Origin of the sequence: Paenibacillus sp. FSL W8-0426, assembly GCF_037969725.1 — a bacterium.
Lineage (GTDB): Bacteria > Bacillota > Bacilli > Paenibacillales > Paenibacillaceae > Paenibacillus > Paenibacillus hubeiensis.
Genome location: NZ_CP150203.1, coordinates 2763466 through 2782032 on the forward strand (window position 1 = coordinate 2763466; position 18567 = coordinate 2782032).

The 18567-nt window shown below is 50.9% G+C and carries 13 protein-coding genes and 1 other annotated feature; of the genes, 11 read left to right on the forward strand and 2 right to left on the reverse strand.

Annotated elements, in window-relative coordinates:
* Positions 1–183: 183 nt before the first annotated feature.
* From MKY59_RS12715 to asd, 5 genes are all read left to right on the forward strand, one after another.
* Positions 184–2460 (forward strand): glycosyltransferase family 39 protein, encoded by a 2277-nt coding sequence (locus MKY59_RS12715; RefSeq protein WP_339277897.1) that lies wholly within the window; start codon positions 184–186, stop codon positions 2458–2460.
* A 28-nt stretch (positions 2461–2488) separates the two neighbouring features.
* Positions 2489–3475 carry a glycosyltransferase family 2 protein gene (locus MKY59_RS12720; RefSeq protein ID WP_236416773.1) on the forward strand — a complete coding sequence of 329 codons (987 nt, stop codon included), beginning with the start codon at positions 2489–2491 and terminating at the stop codon, positions 3473–3475.
* Positions 3468–3902 (forward strand): GtrA family protein, encoded by a 435-nt coding sequence (locus MKY59_RS12725; RefSeq protein WP_339277898.1) that lies wholly within the window; start codon positions 3468–3470, stop codon positions 3900–3902. Before MKY59_RS12720 ends, MKY59_RS12725 begins: the two co-directional genes overlap by 8 nt.
* 3 nt (positions 3903–3905) lie before the next feature.
* Positions 3906–4787 (forward strand): UTP--glucose-1-phosphate uridylyltransferase GalU, encoded by an 882-nt coding sequence (galU, locus tag MKY59_RS12730; protein ID WP_236416775.1) that lies wholly within the window; start codon positions 3906–3908, stop codon positions 4785–4787.
* An 81-nt stretch (positions 4788–4868) separates the two neighbouring features.
* Positions 4869–5151, forward strand: a binding site (T-box leader).
* Positions 5152–5395: 244 nt separating this feature from the next.
* Positions 5396–6481, forward strand: coding sequence for an aspartate-semialdehyde dehydrogenase (gene asd / locus MKY59_RS12735; protein WP_236416776.1), 1086 nt, complete (start codon positions 5396–5398; stop codon positions 6479–6481).
* A gap of 429 nt (positions 6482–6910) precedes the next feature.
* Here asd and MKY59_RS12740 read toward each other — a convergent pair whose 3' ends face one another.
* The gene (locus tag MKY59_RS12740) at positions 6911–7879 is read right to left on the reverse strand and encodes a bile acid:sodium symporter family protein (protein ID WP_339277899.1); all 969 of its coding nucleotides are present in this window, start codon (positions 7877–7879) and stop codon (positions 6911–6913) included.
* A gap of 142 nt (positions 7880–8021) precedes the next feature.
* Between MKY59_RS12740 and MKY59_RS12745 the strand changes: the two genes are divergently transcribed.
* The 4 genes from MKY59_RS12745 (at position 8022) to MKY59_RS12760 (ending at position 15146) form a co-directional block, all read left to right on the forward strand.
* Positions 8022–8492, forward strand: coding sequence for a DUF6376 family protein (locus MKY59_RS12745; RefSeq protein ID WP_339277900.1), 471 nt, complete (start codon positions 8022–8024; stop codon positions 8490–8492).
* 200 nt (positions 8493–8692) lie between these two features.
* Complete coding sequence (locus tag MKY59_RS12750) at positions 8693–11107, forward strand: polyprenyl synthetase family protein (protein ID WP_339277901.1); 2415 nt, start codon at positions 8693–8695, stop codon at positions 11105–11107.
* Positions 11108–11634: 527 nt separating this feature from the next.
* Positions 11635–13380, forward strand: a complete 1746-nt coding sequence (locus tag MKY59_RS12755; protein WP_236416780.1) for an ABC transporter ATP-binding protein — start codon at positions 11635–11637, stop codon at positions 13378–13380.
* Positions 13377–15146, forward strand: coding sequence for an ABC transporter ATP-binding protein (locus MKY59_RS12760; RefSeq protein ID WP_339277902.1), 1770 nt, complete (start codon positions 13377–13379; stop codon positions 15144–15146). Before MKY59_RS12755 ends, MKY59_RS12760 begins: the two co-directional genes overlap by 4 nt.
* A gap of 114 nt (positions 15147–15260) precedes the next feature.
* On the opposite strand, the gene cyoE is transcribed toward MKY59_RS12760, so the two are convergent.
* Positions 15261–16190, reverse strand: a complete 930-nt coding sequence (cyoE, locus tag MKY59_RS12765; RefSeq protein WP_236416782.1) for a heme o synthase — start codon at positions 16188–16190, stop codon at positions 15261–15263.
* 580 nt (positions 16191–16770) lie between these two features.
* Between cyoE and MKY59_RS12770 the strand changes: the two genes are divergently transcribed.
* Together MKY59_RS12770 and MKY59_RS12775 are read left to right on the forward strand one after the other, a co-directional pair.
* Entirely contained in the window at positions 16771–17691 is a 921-nt protein-coding gene (locus tag MKY59_RS12770; RefSeq protein ID WP_236416783.1) for an NAD(P)/FAD-dependent oxidoreductase, read from the forward strand.
* A 248-nt stretch (positions 17692–17939) separates the two neighbouring features.
* Entirely contained in the window at positions 17940–18530 is a 591-nt protein-coding gene (locus tag MKY59_RS12775; protein ID WP_236416784.1) for a TetR/AcrR family transcriptional regulator, read from the forward strand.
* Positions 18531–18567: the final 37 nt, after the last annotated feature.

The following is an 18567-nucleotide window of genomic DNA, read 5'->3' on the forward strand; positions in this document are numbered from 1 at the left end:
GGATAGTCCTCCTGTGTTATGCATGCCCAATAGGCAGAATTATGATCTATTATTGCGCTCCAACCTGAAAATTAGCTGAAAGATCAACCATTGATCCTCAGTTAACATTCAGCGGGCGCTCATCCTGATTTTATTTTGGCGTGCAACAATATGAGCATGAAGAACTTGGAGGAGTGATGCTTTTTGAATCAAGCGAAACGAAGGATCGATCCGGTTCTGGTGCCGATCCTGCTGCTGGCGGCCATATTGAACGGATACGGCATCTGGAACGATCAATACGCCAATTCCTATTACACTACGGCCGTAGGAAGCATGCTGCGAAATTTCCACAATTTTTTCTTTGCTTCGCTGGATTCCGCCGGATCGGTTACCGTGGACAAACCTCCGGTGGTCTTCTGGATTCAGACGGCATTTGCTTATGTATTCGGATTGCACGGTTGGAGCGTCATTTTGCCGCAGGCGTTGGCGGGCATCGGCTCGGTGCTTCTGATTTATTTCATGGTCAAACCAACATTTGGACTTGCAGCAGCCCGCATCTCGGCGATGGCGATGGCAACGGTGCCTGTGGTGGCGGCCGTCAGCCGGACCAACAATATCGACAGCATGCTGGTATTTACTTTGCTGCTCGGATCATGGTTCCTGTTCAAAGGTGCGGGCAAGGGCAGCATTTGGCGGCTTCTCGCTGCGTTTGGGCTGATCGGACTGGCCTTCAACATGAAAATGCTGCAAGCATACATGATTTTGCCTGCATTTTATCTGTTTTACCTATTGGCATTCGGCGCCCCGTGGAGAAAAAAGCTGTTGGCCTTGGTGGGCGGCACGGCCGTGCTGGCAGCCGTTTCGCTATCTTGGGCGGTGACCGTGGATTCGATTCCGGCAGACGAACGTCCGTATATCGGCAGCAGCGAAACGAATTCCGTGCTGGAACTGGCCTTTGGTTATAACGGCCTTTCGCGGCTTACAGGGCAGCAAAATACGGGCAATCGCGGAATGTCCAATGCAATGGGAGCCGGAAATGAGCGCGGCGACAGATCGGGGGAGACTGCGGCGCAGGAAACTAACGGTGGCGCTGGCAGAGCAGACCGTTCCGGCATGGAAATATCGCCGGGCACACCCGATGATGCTTCGAATGCGGGCGGGGATGGCGACGGCCGGAGCAATGGCATGAACGGCACCGGGTTCCCGCAAGGACAGATGCCAAATGGATTCGAAATGCCGACGGGCATGGATTTCGCCGGTTTTAACGGCGGCGGAGGCATGGGCGGCATGTTTGGCACAGGTCAGAAAGGGCCGCTGCGGCTCTTCCAGACCGAATTGTCCGGACAGGCCAGCTGGCTGCTCCCTGCAGCCTTACTTGGAGCGGTTGTGCTTCTGGCCGGAATTCGGCGCAGGAATGTCACAGAGCAGCATAAACAGACGCTGTTCTGGTTAGCTTGGTTGTTCCCGGCAGCTGCATTTTTCAGCGTCGCCGGCTTCTTCCACCAATATTACCTGATTATGCTGGCGCCGCCCGTTGCGGCTCTTACAGGTGCCGGATTCGTAGCCATGTGGAAGGCGTATCGCGAACGCCAAGGATGGATGGCGTGGCTGCTGCCGTTGTCCGTGCTGCTGACGACGGTATTCGGCTGGTACATCATGCAGGCATACAATGACACCATTGGCGCAGGCTGGTCCATCGGCGAGCTGGCGGCTGGCGTCCTGATCTCGCTAGTTCTGGTCGTGATGCTGCAGCGTGCGCATTCGCTGAAGCAGCCGCTGGCGATTGCCGGGTTCATGGTGATGCTGATCGGTCCTGTCTACTGGGCGTTCACGCCGATTACGTATGGCGGCAACAGCATGATTCCGGCTGCAGGACCGACAGGTTCGAACGGCATGTTCGGCGGCGGAGGTATGGGCGGCCGAAACACTGGCATGGCACCTCCAAACGGAGGAGGCAACATGAACGGATGGCAGCTTTCCATGGGCGGCAATAATGAGGATGCTTCCGTTCCGACAGGCGATTCCTCTGCGGATGCTTCAGGCATGAGCAACGGTGCTGAAGATCGGAACAGTTCTTCCATGAGAGGCAGCGGAGGGCCGGGTAACCGGAACGAACAGGTGGACGAAACGACGTTGAACTATCTCAGGGAACATAACACCGGAGAAACTTATTTGTTTGCAACGACCGACTACAATCAGGCTGCACCGTACATCATTGACGAGAATGAAGCGGTCATTACGTTGGGCGGTTTCTCCGGTTCGGATCCGGTATATACCACGGAGAAGCTGGAACAACTCGTGGAGAGCGGACAGGTGAAATATTTCATGGTCGGCGGCATGGGCGGCCGCGGCGGCAATTCGGAAATCACGAACTGGATCAAGGAACATGGAACCGAGGTTCCGGCTTCGGAGTGGACTTCGAACGCGGAAGGTGGAGATTCGGGTTTTGGCGGACAGACGACCCTATATGAGGTGCAATGACAGAACCATTACAAAGGAGGGAGCGGACATGGCTCAAACTTGCCGTTACAGCATTATTATCCCGATGTATAACGAAGAAGCAGTCATAGGCGAGACCTATCGGCGCCTGAAAAAAGTGATGGGCGACACGGGAGAAAGCTATGAATTGTTATTTGTCAACGATGGCAGCGTCGATCAATGCGCGCAAATGATTCGTGATTATGCACGCTGGGACGACAGCGTCAAGCTGATTGATTTTGCCCGCAATTTCGGGCATCAGATTGCGATCACGGCGGGCATGGATTATGCCGCAGGCGATGCGGTGGTCATCATCGACGCCGACCTGCAGGATCCGCCGGAGCTCATTTTGGACATGATTTCCAAATGGAGAGAAGGCTACGAGGTCGTATATGCCAAACGGACGAGCCGAAGTGGGGAAACCCGCTTCAAAAAGTGGTCCGCCAGCCTGTTCTATCGCGTGCTTCGCGCTTCTACCGATACGGATATTCCCGTCGATACCGGAGATTTCCGTCTTATGGATCGCAAAGTGGTCGACGAGATGAAACGCTTGCCCGAGAAAAACCGCTTCGTGCGCGGTTTGGTCAGCTGGGTCGGTTTTCGCCAGACGGCCATTGAATACGAGCGCGACGAGCGGTTGGCCGGTGAAACGAAGTACCCGTTAAAACGCATGCTGAAGCTGAGTCTGGACGGAATCACCTCTTTTTCGCACAAACCGCTCAAGCTGGCCGGTTATGTTGGTGCAATTTTGTCTGCGGCAGGATTCATCTACATGCTGTCGGTGTTCGTTTCGGCCATTTTCACGGATTCAACGATCAAAGGCTGGCCGTCCATTGTGAGCATTATGCTGATGTTTAACGGGTTTACGCTGCTTATGCTGGGTATTCTCGGGGAATATGTCGGGAGGATCTATGATGAAACGAAAGCACGCCCGCTCTATATCGTGAGAGACGTCTATCCGGTGGAGAGCCAGTCCGGGCCTGTTCGTTTGACGAGCAGAGCTGTGCGACATGATTAAGCGCCTGGCTACGATCCTGAAGTTTGGCGTGGTGGGATTGATGAATACGGTCGTGGATGCGGCGGTATTCCTGATATTGACGGCGGCTGGCGTGCCGGCACTGGCCGCTCAAGCCGTATCTTATGGATGCGGAGTGTTGAACAGTTATTGGTGGAACGGCCGCTGGACTTTTCGGGATGCCGATCGGCGCGGAGGCGGATCGGAGCTGGTTCGTTTTATCATCATCAATGTGCTGGTGCTTGCGGGCTCGACGTTCCTGCTGTACTTGCTGAACAGCGTTCTTGGCTGGAACCTGTGGACCAGCAAAGCGGCAACGACGGTTGCGGGCATGCTTTTCAATTACATGGCGAGTCGGTATTGGGTGTTTGGTACAGGGGCCGAAAAGAACGCTCGCAGAACACCCGATACCCATGAAAGGAGGGCCTGACATATGCACATTAAAAAAGCAGTTATTCCGGCGGCGGGTCTGGGCACCCGCTTCCTTCCGGCAACGAAGGCGCAGCCCAAGGAGATGCTGCCCATCGTGGATAAACCCGCGATTCAGTATATTGTAGAAGAAGCGGTGCAGGCAGGCATCGAAAGCATCATCATTGTAACCGGACGCAACAAAAAATCGATCGAGGATCATTTCGACAAGTCGGTCGAGCTGGAATATTCCTTGTTTGCGAAGGGAAAAAAGGCCCTGCTCGAAGAGGTGAAGGCGATCAGCGAGTTGGCTGACATTCACTTTATTCGTCAAAAGGAACCGCTCGGGCTGGGACACGCCATCGGGTGTGCACGGCAGTTTGTAGGCGATGAACCTTTCGCCGTCCTGCTTGGGGACGATATAATGGTATCCGACCCGCCGGCGCTCGCCCAAATGATTCATCTGTACGAGCGGACTGGCAAGCAGATTGTCGGCGTTGGTGAAGTGAGAGCGGAAGACGTGAGCAAATACGGCATCATCGCATCGGACGGTGCCGCGGATCGCGTGCATCAAGTGAACGATCTGGTCGAAAAACCTTCCATTGCCGAAGCGCCTTCGCGCACGGCGGTTATGGGCAGGTACATTTTGAAACCTTCGATCTTTCCGATCCTGGATCAGCTTGAACGGGGTGCAGGCGGCGAATATCAATTAACCGATGCGTTAAAAAAAGTCAGCTACAATGGAGACTTGCTCGCGCTGGAGCTCGAAGGGCGTCGTTATGATATTGGAGACCAATTCGGCTACATCCAGGCCATTCTGGAGATTGGCTTGATGCGCCGAGATTTGCAGCCGATGCTGAAGCCGTATTTGCAGCAGCTCGCCACGCAGGCGGTGACCTGTTCTTGACAGCTGCCAATAACTTTATTCGGCAAAATTTTAAAAATGTATTTACTTCACGCCCCAAGGTTTGATATTATAGTCGCAATATCAAATGCGATGAAGAGACGAGTAAATAAAAGCGTTCTTTCACAGAGAGCTCCGGCAGGCTGAAAAGGGGCAAAGAATTTTTATTGAACAAAGACTCAGAGCAGCGCATCGGAACTGGCGGCAAGCAAGGGATGGTGCGACAGGAGCTCCTGTTACAGAGCTGGAGTAAGGAAGAGGATGAGGCTTTAATGCAAGCTGCACGTATCCCCTTACTCGACGAGGCAGATATGGCGACATATCGGCGAATCCGGGTGGTACCACGAGTATATATCTCGTCCCTGAGACTTCTGTCTTGGGGGACGGGATTTTTTGGTTTTTCCATATGGTGCATACACGATTTGGAATGGCCTGAATAGTGTTTAATAAGGGAAGAAAACGCGATTTCCCGGCACTGATTACACAAACCAAATATATTAGTCGCAATGAACCGATACCTGGGTACTGCAATCGAGCGGTGTCGTGTGTATTACCAATTCGGCTTATATAAGACCAAGCATTCAACCTACATCGAAAGGAAATGATGATTCATGTCAGCAAGATTGAAAGTGGGTATTGTCGGAGGAACGGGCATGGTGGGTCAACGCTTCGTGGAGCTGCTGGACGGACATCCATGGTTCCAGGTGACTGCGATTTCCGCAAGCGCCAAATCCGCAGGCAAAACGTATGAGGAATCCGTGCAAGGACGGTGGAAACTCGCGACTCCGATTCCTGAAGAGGTGAAAGGCATCCTTGTACAGGATGCTTCGCAGGTTGAGGCATTTGCAAGCCAGGTAGACTTCATTTTCTGTGCCGTGGATATGAAAAAGGACGAAATCCAAGCGCTGGAAGAAGCGTATGCGAAAACCGGAACGCCGGTGGTGTCGAACAACTCCGCGCATCGCTGGACGGCAGACGTGCCGATGGTCATCCCTGAAATTAATCCGGGGCACCTTGAGGTGATCGAAGCTCAGCGCAAACGTCTCGGTACCAAAACAGGCTTCATCGCGGTGAAACCGAACTGCTCCATTCAAAGTTATGTGCCGCCGCTGCATGCGCTCCGCGATTTCAAGCCGACGCAAGTCGTGGCATCGACATATCAAGCCATTTCGGGCGCAGGCAAAAACTTCACCGACTGGCCGGAAATGCTGGACAATGTCATTCCGTACATCGGCGGGGAAGAAGAGAAAAGCGAGCAGGAGCCTCTTCGCATCTGGGGAAGCGTCGACAACGGCCAAATCGTCAAAGCGGCATCGCCTCTCATCACGACGCAGTGCATTCGCGTTCCTGTAACGGATGGCCATCTGGCTACCGTGTTCGTCAACTTTGAGAACAAACCGTCCAAAGACGAAATTTTGGAACGTTGGCTGCAATTCCAAGGCCGTCCGCAGCAATTGGAGTTGCCGAGCGCGCCGAAGCAGTTCATTACGTATTTCGAAGAAGAGAACAGACCGCAAACGAAACTGGATCGGGACATCGAGCGCGGTATGGGCATCTCGGTAGGCCGTTTGCGCGAAGATTCGTTGTACGATTACAAATTCGTGGGTCTTTCCCACAATACGCTGCGCGGTGCGGCGGGCGGCGCGGTTCTGATCGCAGAACTGCTCAAGGCGGAAGGGTACATCCAGCCGAAGTAATGATCTCGGGTACATCTGGTACGTTTTGTCATATTTCGCCGTAGTCATTTTGTGATTCGAGCTTGCACGAAGTATATTCTGTTTGCAGAGTAAAAGTAAAAGCTATATAGACCGTAAAAAAACATACACACGTTAACGGAGAGGCAGAACCAATCTGAAGAAGCGAAGCGGTCGCTTAAAAGCTTTCTGAAAGAAAGCTGCATCGGAAGCATAGGCTTATCACCGGATTTTCCCCTTTAGAAAAGGGGATTCGAAAAAATCCGGGGATAACAGCGATCGGAAGATGGTACTGCACTCGGAGTGGCCTTGTGTGATTGATTCGTGCGGTTCATATAACGTATATATGTATTGTGCCAAAAAAGCCGACAATTCATGTTGTCGGCTTTTTATATTGTTTTTTTTCATAAAGTTTTTTTCATAAAAACCTTTCTACGCTGCGGTCGTTTTATCCGCTTTTTGCAAAATTTGAAAGCGCCGGTTCAGCAAATATCCCGTGAGGGAGGCAAGCATCTGCTGGAAAACCATGCCCAGCACCACCGGAACGGCAACGGGCGGCGGAAAATACGATACGGCAAGCACGGCTCCGGCACTGATGTTCCGCATGCCGCCGTTAAATACAAGCGCCACCTGGTCCGCTTCGTTCCAGCCAAGCAGCCGGGCAATCAAATAGCTTAACGCATAACCGAGTCCCGCGAGCGTAATGATCACTACGGCGAGGCCAACCAGCCTCCAGTTCAAGTTAGCCAGATAAGGGGCAACGACCGAACCGTTGATGGCAACGACGGCGGCCATAAACAATTTGGTGAACGGATTGAGCCGCGGCCCCCAAGTTTTCACGACTTTACCCTTGGTCCACTCATTCAGCAGCATGCCAAGCAATGATGGAACGACGATCATCCAGAAGAGGCTGCTCATCATGGCCCATATATCCAACTGAACGCTTGCGCCGACGAGCAAAGACAGAACGCCTGGTACGATAAATGGTGCAAGCACCGTATCCACCAAAATGATGGACAGTGTCAACGCGATGTTACCTTTGTAAATGCTGACCCAGATAAAACTGCTCACGCCGGTCGGAATGACTGCAGCAAGCACCAGACCCGTGATGGTATATGCATCGGTTGGAAAGGTCATATAACCCATGCCGAGCGCGATCAAAGGCATGAGGAGGTGCAGAATGAACAAACAAATGAATAGCGGAAACGGCTTCTTGAGCACATTCAGAAAATCACGAAATCCGAGGCTGATGCTTCCTGCAAACGTCATGAACGCGAACAGCCAGGGGGAAAGAAACGTATAGGACGAGAGTACGCTTCCGCATAACACGCCGATTATGATGCTAGTCGGAGTAATCAGAGGCATGAAACGATTCAAACGGGCATTTAGAGTATGAAGCATATGAATGACATCCCTTTACCATGTGATTCCTATATTATACATGCAAATATGGAAGCATGCAGACACATTTGCAATAGGGGGGCCCGAGCGGCTATCATAAATTTGAAATATTCCAATTTCAACGATGTGAGGAGAGGGTGACATGTACAAAACAAAACGCAGGCATACCGTGATGTTGGCAAGTTTGGCTTTGACGGGTGCATTAATCTTGTCGGCATGTTCGCTGGTAGACCAAGCCAATGAAAGTTTGAATTACGTCAGCGGAGCGAGCGAATATATAAACGGAATCACAAGCGCAGGTGCAGAACTGCAGGAGCTTGCATCAGGCGCGATGAACAATCCGGAGACGACTGCGCAAATTCAGGAGAAAATCGATCAAATTCAGGCACATGCGAGCGAGTTCTCCCAGCTTTCGGTGCCGGCCATCGGGGAAAGCATTCACGAAAACCTGGTGAGTTACAATGACCAGCTGACGGCGGTCGTGAACGAGTGGGAGAACAACATTGCGGAGCAAGGATTTACGGTCGAACAATGGGAGCAGAGCGGAATTCCTGAATTGATCTCCAACATCAACCAATTGCAAGGCGCCATAGAGGGATTGAGCGGGAGTTAGGTTGGGAAATACGGGCAGAGCCGGAATAGCAAGCAGGATTGAATAAGGTCAGGACAATATCCGCTGTCACTGTTCAGTCGGGCATATTGTCCTTTTTTTGTTGTTTTGTCCGAAACGGCACATATACATAGAAAGACAAATTCGTAACCAAATGCAACGAGTGCCGTATAACATGTTTAACATTATGAGAAGTTGAGGTCATGCATCCGATGAATAACGAACTGGCAGCAGTACAATTGAGTTTCAGACATGAAGATCGCGCGAATCAAGCCTATGTTCAAGCCGAACAGAAGGCAGCCGGATATTTTGCTTCACTGCAAGAGCAGCTGGCTGCCGGCTCGCATGTCCCTTTACTTGCCCAGGATTTTCAAATTTGGCAAAAGCATCACGTTCAACCTTTTTCATGGCTCTCCTTGCTGGTTCGCAACCAAAGAAAACCGGATTCCAAGGATGTTCATAGATATCTTCAATGGTTAGACGCAGCTGGCAAACTGGATTCTTATCTGGATCGCAGCATCTCCTATATTTTCATGCGTGATTTGGGAAAAGCCCTTCATTCTCCCGATACAAGGCAGCGTATCGACCGTGTCATACAGGATACAAAGAAATACTTCCTGAGCACCAATGACACCCGGCGGAAGCCCGGTTTGGTTAGTCCGGCGCTATTCTACCGCTGGGGAAAAAAAGAAAAGGTGGAACCGGCGGTCATCTGGGTCATGAACAAGCTGAAACGCGTCGCCGCCAATCTCCCCAAGGAGCTTGATGCGGAACAAGCGCAGCGGAAGCTGCTCAAAATCATTCTCGGCGTGATCCTTCACGTCGATGACGAAATGAACGAAATGACGCCTGCGGATGAGCGGGCGAAACGGTTTGATGCAGCGATCAGGCTCGGCTACTCCTACGGTTTGACCTATCCGTTCATCGACGATCTTTTGGATTCCCAAGCGTTGAATGCGCAAGAGAAGCGCCAGTATTCCGAGTTGATCCGTGAAGCGTTGTTAACCGGCCAAGTGCCCGAGATCGGGCAGTGGAAAGGAACGAACGTTTCCATGATCCGGTATGTTCATGCAGAGCTTCGCGAAGCGTTTGAGTATATAAGTCATTACCAAAAAAACGAAATGCAGCAGACGTTTTTTGATCAGGCTTATGTTTTCTTTCAATCCCAGGAGACGGACCGGGCCAAAACCTTATCCAATGCGCATTATACGAATGAAGAATTGTATATTCCGATCATTATCAAGTCTTCATCCTCCAGGTTGATCGTTCGTTCGGTGTTAAGCTCGCCGCTTGATGAAGGCTTCGATCTGCGAACGTTCTATTACGGGATTTATAACCAGTTGGCAGACGATTTTGCTGATATGAACGAGGACATGCAGGCAGGAGCGGTCACGCCTTATACGTATTATTTGAAATACCGCGACCTGCGGCCGGACCTTATTAATCCCTATGAATTATATTGGGCGGTCATCGCCTATTTGATCCATGAAGTGTACCAGTCCGATCCCAAAACGCGCGAGGTCATTCTCGCCAGGGCCGTGAACGGTCTGAAACGTTGCAAAGAACGCTTGGGGCAAGAAGAATACGACAATCTGATGCACACTTTTGCTTCTGGACAGCCAGAGCTGAATCGTCTGGTGCAGAATATGGTGCGCAAAGCGAATGATGTCGATTTTCTGGACAAATTGCTCCGGGACGAGGTCGTCGCTCATTTACGAGCCGACAAACAGGAAAAAGCGGAGTTCCAGCAAACCATTCGCGAAGTTCGCGAGCAAATCAATGTGGAGCTGCAAATCACGAAACCTGCGGGTACACCCGGGATGAAAGCGACGTTAATCGATGCCGCCAACTACAGCCTTCAGGGGGACGGCAAACGCCTCAGGCCGATCCTGACGTGGGTGATGGGTGTGCGGGAATACGGAATGAACCCGTCCGCGATTGTCCCGCTGCTGAGATCGCTCGAGTACATGCACACTGCTTCCCTGATCTTTGATGATCTGCCCAGTCAGGACAATGCGGATGTGCGCCGGGGACGCTCGACGCTCCACCAGGTACACAACAGCGCTACGGCGGAATTGACCGGGCTTTACCTCATTCAGCGCGCTATCGGAGAGCAGTCGTCGCTGGAACGATTTGATCCGGAAGCCGTGCTCTCGGTGATTCGCTACTCTGCCGAGAAGGCGGAAGACATGTGCATGGGGCAGGCGATGGATTTGAACTCCCGAGGGAAGATGCTGACCCTTGAAGAGCTGAACATGATTTCGTTTTACAAGACAGGCCTTGCCTTCGAAGCTGCGCTTGTGATGCCTGCCATTTTGGCCAAGGTAGATGAGCGGGAGATGGCCTGCTTGAAAAAATTTGCCTATCATGCAGGCATCGCTTTTCAAATCAAGGATGACCTGCTCGACCATGAAGGGGAATCATCCGTGCTGGGCAAGCCGTCTGGGCAGGATGCCAAAAACAACAACTCCACCTTCGTATCCATCCTGGGTTCGGACGGTGCGCAGAAACAGATGTGGGAACATTTTTGCAGCGCCTCGGATGCACTGGACGAAATGTCGAAACCCGTTCCTTTCCTTAAGCATTTACTGGATTATATTGTCGGACGCGAGCGTTGATGGAGATGCAGGTTTTGAAACAATTAACATTCGAGGAAATATGTTCTTGACGGATTGCGTGATAGCGCATAAAATTAAAAAACAAATAAGTGCGAAGGGTGGTTAATGAACATGTTGGTGCCTCCAGTGAATTCCATAACGATAACTGAATAGGCATGGACATGATGACTTAACTGAGAATGCACCCGTCAAGTTGGGCGTTTGGACAGTCTGTTTATGCCAACCTGTTCTTTGAACGCTCATCCATATTGCATGCAGGAATTAAGACTTCATTCGCCGAGTCAAGGTCTTCTTGTGGTCTGAAGCTGTAGATGAACATTCATCTACAGCTTTTTCGCGTGCATATCCCCAGTCCGCACTTATTTAAAATGAATGAAAGGTCGGTAATGAAACCATGACAAAATTCAAAAGCAACGCTGCTCGTTTAATGCTGTTCAAACCCATCGCGTCAGACACGTCATAGCTTTCAAACGTGATCCAAAGGGAACCCTTTTCACAGACAAAGCTAAAGCATTGGGGGGAACGACGTGTCCAAACAAGAAAAAAGCTCCATGTTCTGGCTGCTGAAATATTTGAGGCCGGTCAAAGGAAAGCTCGCGCTGCTGCTCGTACTGCTCCTGACGTCAACGGGCCTTCAACTGCTGAATCCCCAGATCATTCAGCGATTCATTGATACTGCTGCCGAGGCAGGCCTGGTCGGGCAGTTGTTACAGCTAGCAGGGTTGTTTCTGGTCGTCGCGGTGGCGAACCAGTTAATAACGGTAGCGGTAAGTTATATGGGGAATGACGTCTCGTGGCGGGCGACCAACAAGCTGCGGGGAGACCTGCTTAAACACTGTCTGCGCCTGGATATGAGATTTCACAATGTCAAAACACCCGGTGAGATGATTGAACGGGTGGATGGGGATGTCACGCATATCTCGAATTTCTTCGCGATGTTTATCGTGCAGGTCATCGGCAGCTTTGTGCTGCTGGGCGGCATTCTTGGATTCATGTTTTCGGTCAATGTGCCGATTGCGCTTGTTATGACCGCATTTACGCTGTTATCCGTGCTGTTTATGGTGCTGATCCGCAATCTTGGTGTCAATCCTTCCAAAAACGAACGGGAAGCGAGCGCGTCTCTGTTCGGTCTGATTGAGGAACGGATTGCAGGCATTGAGGACGTGCAGGCGAATGGTCATGTTCCGTACGTCATGAACCGTTTTTATCGGTTGATGCGAATGGTTTTTCTGAAAGGGCGCCGGGCCTGGATGATGCGGGTTGTGCCTTGGAATACCACGGTTGTATTGTTTGCCGTTGCAGTAACGGTCGTGCTGCTGCTGGGAATTCGGGATTTTATGGAAGGCACCATCAGCCTGGGGACCTTGTTCCTCATTTATCAGTATACGCAGATGCTGAACGATCCCATTGAACTGTTGGGAGATCAGGTGCAGGAATTCCAGAAGGCCAAATCCGGCATGCTTCGTTCCAGCGAGCTGTTGTCGCTTCGCAGTGAAATTACGGACGGAAGCGAACAAGACTTGCCTGAAGGCGCGCTGGGATTGGAATTCGACCAAGTCTGCTTCAGCTACAATGAAGATAAACCCGTACTGCGCAATATCAGTTTCAAGCTGAAACCAGGCGAACGGCTTGGGATCATCGGACGAACGGGAAGCGGGAAGTCCAGCCTCAGCCGTGTTCTGCTGCGATTGTATAACATCAATAGCGGAACGATTCGTGTGGGGGGCAAAGACATCACGCAGTTAACGCTTCCTGCATTATACAGAAGGGTAGGGATGGTTACACAGGACGTGCAGCTGTTTGACGGCACCTTGCGTGACAATCTGACGTTGTTTAATCGCGAAGTGTCGGACGAACGCATTCTGCAAACGACGGCCAGGCTGGGCCTTCGTCGCTGGATCGACGAACAGCCGAACGGCCTGGATACCCACTTGTCTGCGGGAGGTGCGTCCCTGTCTGCCGGGGAGGCGCAATTGTTTGCGCTGACTCGCGTTTTCCTGACCGAGCCCAGTCTCGTTATTTTGGATGAACCGTCTTCCCGCTTGGATGCGGCAACGGAGAGCATGCTGCAAACGGCCGTCGACGAACTGATGAAACGGTGCACGGGAGTCATTATTGCCCATCGTTTGGCGACGCTGGAACAGGTGGATCAAATCATGGTGCTGGGGGACGGAAAAATGCTGGAATTTGGCCCGCGGGAAGAGCTTGCGGGCAGCCCGTCATCCCATTACGCCCGCTTGCTTGCGACGGGAAGAGAGGAGGAACTTGCATGACCATTACCGGATTTATTTCCCGATTATTTCGGTTTAGGCCGTTTCTATTTATCATCAATGGCTTGTTGTGGACGGTTTTTCACTCGCTTCCGCTGGCGATCGGATTGGGCGTGCAGTGGTTTTTCGACCGCACAACGGCGGGATCGAACGATTATCTGTGGCTTGCCGTTCCGCTTATTTTCATTGCGCTTACCCGGATCGTCAGAGTAGGATCTTTTTTCGTGGCTTTCTATGCCTGGATCACCTATGTGTATCATATTCAGGCGATTCTGCGCACCAACATGCTGGCAGGCATCATGCGCTGGCCTGGCCGCAATCTTCCGGCTTCGCCCGGCGAGGCCATGAGCCGTTTCCGAGAAGACGTGGACGAATCGGTCGAATACGTGGAGTCCTGGGTCGATTTCTGGGGCAGGCTTGTGTTCGCGGTCGTGTCCATTGCGATCATGTGGAGCATTAACTGGAAAATTACGCTGGTTGCCGTACTTCCGCTGCTGGTCGTCACATTGCTTAACAATTTGTCTGGCAATCGTGCCCGCCGTTATGCACAAAGCAATCGGGAAGCGACCGGTCGGATCACCAGTTACATTGCGGAAAGCTTTGGGGCAGTCCAGGCGCTGAAGCTTGGGCAGGCCGAAGATCATGTGGCGGCGAGATTTGACCAATTGAACGAGGAGCGCCGCCAAGCTGCATTGCGTGACAATTTGTTCAAGCAGTGGATGAGATCGCTGAACCAGCATGTGCTCAGCATTTCTACGGGATTGATTCTGCTGATGTGTGCGGCGGAGATGAGAGCCGGAAACTTCACGGTCGGCGACTTTGCCCTGTTTACGTCCTATCTCGGCAATATCGGATTCAGCATATCTCTGTTTGGATACATGGTTTACCAGCATAAACGGCTGAAAGTATCCTTTGACCGCATGCGCACCTTGTTCCGGCCCGGGGAAGAAGACCGCATTATGGAATTCAGGGAGACTTACTTGCAGACAGACCCGCCTGAACTGGAAGAGGTTTCAAGTGTAACGGGAGACCGGTTGAAAGAGCTTGAAGTGCAAAAGTTGACGTACCGCTATCCGAATTCGCCAAATGGCATCGAAAACGTCTCCTTCCGTTTAAAACAAGGACAGTTTCTCGTCGTGACGGGACGAATCGGCTCGGGAAAGTCGACCCTTGTCCGAGCGCTGCTGGGACTTCTGCCTATGCAGCATGGGGAGGTCACCTGGAATGGAGCGAAGATTGATCCCGCTACATTTTTGATGCCGCCAAGAGCGGCCTATACGCCTCAAGTTCCTCGCTTGTTCAGCGATACGCTGAAAGAAAACATCGTCCAAGGCAAGCGCGGAAACACGGATGAAGCGTTGGCTGATTCGATTCGGCTTGCCGTCATGGACCAGGACATTCAGCAGCTGGATCAGGGGTTGGAAACGTCCGTGGGTCCAAGAGGCGTCATGTTGTCCGGAGGACAGATCCAGCGTGCGGCAACGGCGCGCATGCTGATGACGGGCGCAGACCTGCTGGTGGTGGACGACTTGTCCAGCGCGCTGGACGTGGAGACGGAACAGCAAGTATGGGAGGGGCTGTTCAAGGAAACGGACATGACATGCATTGCCGTTTCTCATCGGCGCGCCGCGTTGTCCAAGGCCGATCATATCATCGTCATGAAGGATGGGCAGATCGAAGCCGAGGGTACATTGGAACATTTGCTGGCGACCAGCACGGAAATGCAATTGTTGTGGCAGGGCGAGGAACTGCCTGTCAAAGCAGGCTGATTTTTGGAGTTATGAATAACGGACTCGATGGATAAGCGTTAAAATGCAAAAAAGCCGTACAGGCGACTCGTTGCGGAGTTGATCTGTACGGCTTATATATGTTATGAACCTGGATTATTTGATAAGCAGGGCAATCAGCGAGTACGCAATGATCACCAGGAACACGAGCGTAATATGGTTGATGGAGAAAATGAACATGTTTTTGGACCATTTTTGCGTCTCATTGCGATCAAACGTGGCCACGCTGAGAATGAGCCAAACCAGGCTGACCAAAAAGGCAAAGATGGCGATGAACGGGCTCATTGGCCAGAACAAAAAGCTGGACAGCACGAGCAGGACCAAGTAAACGTTGGTTTGAATATACGTCCGGCGAATCCCTTTGACTACCGGAAGCATGGGAACGTTCGCAGCTTTGTACTCATCGAATCTGCGAATGGCGATCCCGTAGAAGTGAGGCATTTGCCATAACAGCATCGTAACGACCAGTGCCCAAATTTCAAAATGACCCAGGTCTGAAGAAATCGCAGCCCAACCGATCAAAGGAGGGACGGAACCCGAAAGACTGCCGACCTCGGTATTGTAAACCGTAGTACGTTTTGTCCACATCGTGTAAGGGAAAACATAAAGTAAAAGTCCCAAAATCCCGAAAACGGCCGCAAGCGGGGAAGCGACGTATAACAGGATGCCGCCGATAATGGTAATGCTTATCCCCAAAATCAGGCCGGATTTCGTGTCCACTTGGCCGGTAACGGTTGGCCGTGTTCTGGTCCGCTCCATGATGGCATCGATGTCGCGGTCGTACAGGTTGTTGAATACCCCGGCTGCGCCAATGATCAAGGAAGAACCGATAACCGACAAAATGATCGGTACGATATTGTCCAGGAAAGAGGCATTAAACACATACAGTGCAAGGCTCAAACCGGCAAGCATGGCGATGAGGTTGGATTTGATGATGCCGACTTTGATCGTATCGAAAAAGACTTTTGGAACCGAGCTATACTCTAATCTGATTTTGGGTTGTGACCCGTTATTTAGTGTTTTCAAATACTCACTTCCTATATCCATACTTATATATCTCGGTACTTATTATAACATCATGTTTAATATGTGAAAGAAATTGCGTTTTAGTATTAAAAATAATGTCATTTGATTGTGAACAATTTAAAAACAACACTTTTTTTAATTGTTAAAAACGAAATTCTGTGTTAAGTGATTCTTATCTCCATCAGTTGAACGAAGTTTTTTACACGGAGCCACTACGAGGTCAGAAATATCTTCCGATCGCTGTTATCCCCGGATTTTTTGAATCCCTTTAGTTAAGGAGGAAATCTGGTGATAAGCCTATGCTTACGATGCAGCTTTCTTTCAGAAAGCTTTTAGAACGCTCCGCTTCTCCAGATTCTTTCTGCCCTTTCCGTTACCGTGTAAAATGTATAGTTCAACTTATATCGATAAAAGGGTATAGATAATGATGGCTAAAAAAAGCTTGCGAGTCATGCCTTTTATGTTTATTATAGACTTAAAATATCTTTAATAGACATTATAGTCGTTTGAAAAAAGAACAAAAACGACTTATTTTTTGTTCTAAATTAGAGATATTAAATATCTGTAAAGGGTGATATGTGTGAGCAAAGTTATAGATGTAGCTATCATCGGCGGAGGGCCTGCCGGGTTAAATGCAGCGCTTGTGCTGGGCCGTGCAAGAAGAAATGTTGCGGTGATTGACGACGGGAAGGCCAGAAACCGGATTACTCACGCGACGCACGGTTTTTTGACGCGCGACGGGGTAACGCCTGCAGAGTTCCGTATCGTGGCCAAGGAGCAAATCGCCGCGTATCCATCGGTGCAATTCATTGAGGACACTGCATCCTCCATTACGGGTGCGGATGGCATGTTTGAAGTAGTGACCGCCGCAGGCACGGTTATTCACAGCAAAAAAATACTGTTTGCCGTGGGCAAAAAGGATAAACCGCTCGGCATAAAGGGATTGCAAGAGGTTTATGGGAAGAGTGCTTTCGTTTGCCCTTTCTGCGACGGATGGGAGCTCCGGGATCAGACGCTTGTCCTGATATCAGACGGAGCCAAGGCGATGCACATGGCCAAACTGCTTTTGGGATGGACAAGCCGGGTTACGCTTTGCACCAATGGTCCTGATGGTCTGACGGATGAAGAACGTCATGATTTGGAGCGCCACGGCATTCCTGTGCTGGATTCTCCGATTGAAGCGATTGAATCCAACGAAGGAATCGTTGACCATGTTCTTCTCAAAGACGGTCGACTCATTCCGTGCAGAGGCATTTTCTTTGCCCCGACCTTGGTTGCCGGATCGGAATTGCCGGGAACGCTGGGCTGCGAGATGACCGAAACCGAGTCGGTGGTGGTTAATGAACAAGCGAGAACGACGGTGCCGGGCGTATTCAGCGCTGGAGATGCCGCATCGGATATGTATCAGGCCATTGCAGCCGCGGCGCAGGGATCTATGGCGGGTGCAATGATCCATAGTGAGCTGTGCGGTGAAGAATGGAACGGCGTCAGCAGCCAATAAACGATGCTCTGTATTATTCGAAGTGATCCCGCTGTTGATTACGATGTGTAGAGATCATGAACGGATTGCATTCTTATAGTAGAAACACGTTCCGAAGGGCTTTCCCGGAATTTTTTTCGGCGGAAGCCCTTTCATTTTAAATTTTGAATATTCTTTTTTTAAAGGATTGACATCGCTGGGCGAAGCGGTTTTAATTATATAGACCGATCGTTATAATTTTTAAAATTGCTTTAAGGATGTGGCCGTTTTTGAGTGAAAAGTCCAATGCCAGAGAAGCCATCGTTAACACAGCCGCCCGACTGTTTTTTTCACAAGGGTATCATGCGACAGGCCTGAGCCAGATCATCAAGGATAGCGGAACGCCGAAAGGTTCGTTGTACCATTATTTCCCCCATGGCAAAGAAGAGCTTGCTCATGAATGCATCCAGAAAACGAATGAGCATATTTTGCAAAAGTTTGAAGAAACGTTTGCAGCTCATGACAATACGGGGGAGGCGATTCTGCAATTCGTTCAGGACATGGCCGAGGATACCGAAGCTGCCGGGTTTACGGGCTTTTTGCCTTTCAGCCTGTGGGCTGCGGTTGAGACCTCCTGCATTAGCCATGACCTGCGTCAGGCTTGTCAAGGCGTGTTTGCGGACTGGCAGAACGCGATCACCAAACATCTGGTGCTTGACGGAATTAACGAGTCCAAAGCAAAAGAGCTGGCCCTGCTCATGATTTCCTTGATGGAAGGAGCACTGATTATCAGTTTGACCAATCAGGACAAACAGCCTTTGGTCACGGCTGCCGAATATTTGTCCGCGGTTGCAAAAAATGCGAGACAAGCCAAAGCATAAATTTGGTTTGTACAAAAGAGAGAGTTATATTGGTTGA

What these genes read in the sequence shown, in the direction of transcription:
- MKY59_RS12720 (WP_236416773.1), top strand. Translation starts at nt 2,489, where the DNA reads ATGGCTCAAACTTGCCGTTACAGCATTATTATCCCGATGTATAACGAA.
- MKY59_RS12725 (WP_339277898.1), top strand. Translation starts at nt 3,468, where the DNA reads ATGATTAAGCGCCTGGCTACGATCCTGAAGTTTGGCGTGGTGGGATTG.
- galU (WP_236416775.1), top strand. Translation starts at nt 3,906, where the DNA reads ATGCACATTAAAAAAGCAGTTATTCCGGCGGCGGGTCTGGGCACCCGC.
- asd (WP_236416776.1), top strand. Translation starts at nt 5,396, where the DNA reads ATGTCAGCAAGATTGAAAGTGGGTATTGTCGGAGGAACGGGCATGGTG.
- MKY59_RS12740 (WP_339277899.1), bottom strand. Translation starts at nt 7,879, where the DNA reads ATGCTTCATACTCTAAATGCCCGTTTGAATCGTTTCATGCCTCTGATT.
- MKY59_RS12745 (WP_339277900.1), top strand. Translation starts at nt 8,022, where the DNA reads ATGTACAAAACAAAACGCAGGCATACCGTGATGTTGGCAAGTTTGGCT.
- MKY59_RS12750 (WP_339277901.1), top strand. Translation starts at nt 8,693, where the DNA reads ATGCATCCGATGAATAACGAACTGGCAGCAGTACAATTGAGTTTCAGA.
- MKY59_RS12760 (WP_339277902.1), top strand. Translation starts at nt 13,377, where the DNA reads ATGACCATTACCGGATTTATTTCCCGATTATTTCGGTTTAGGCCGTTT.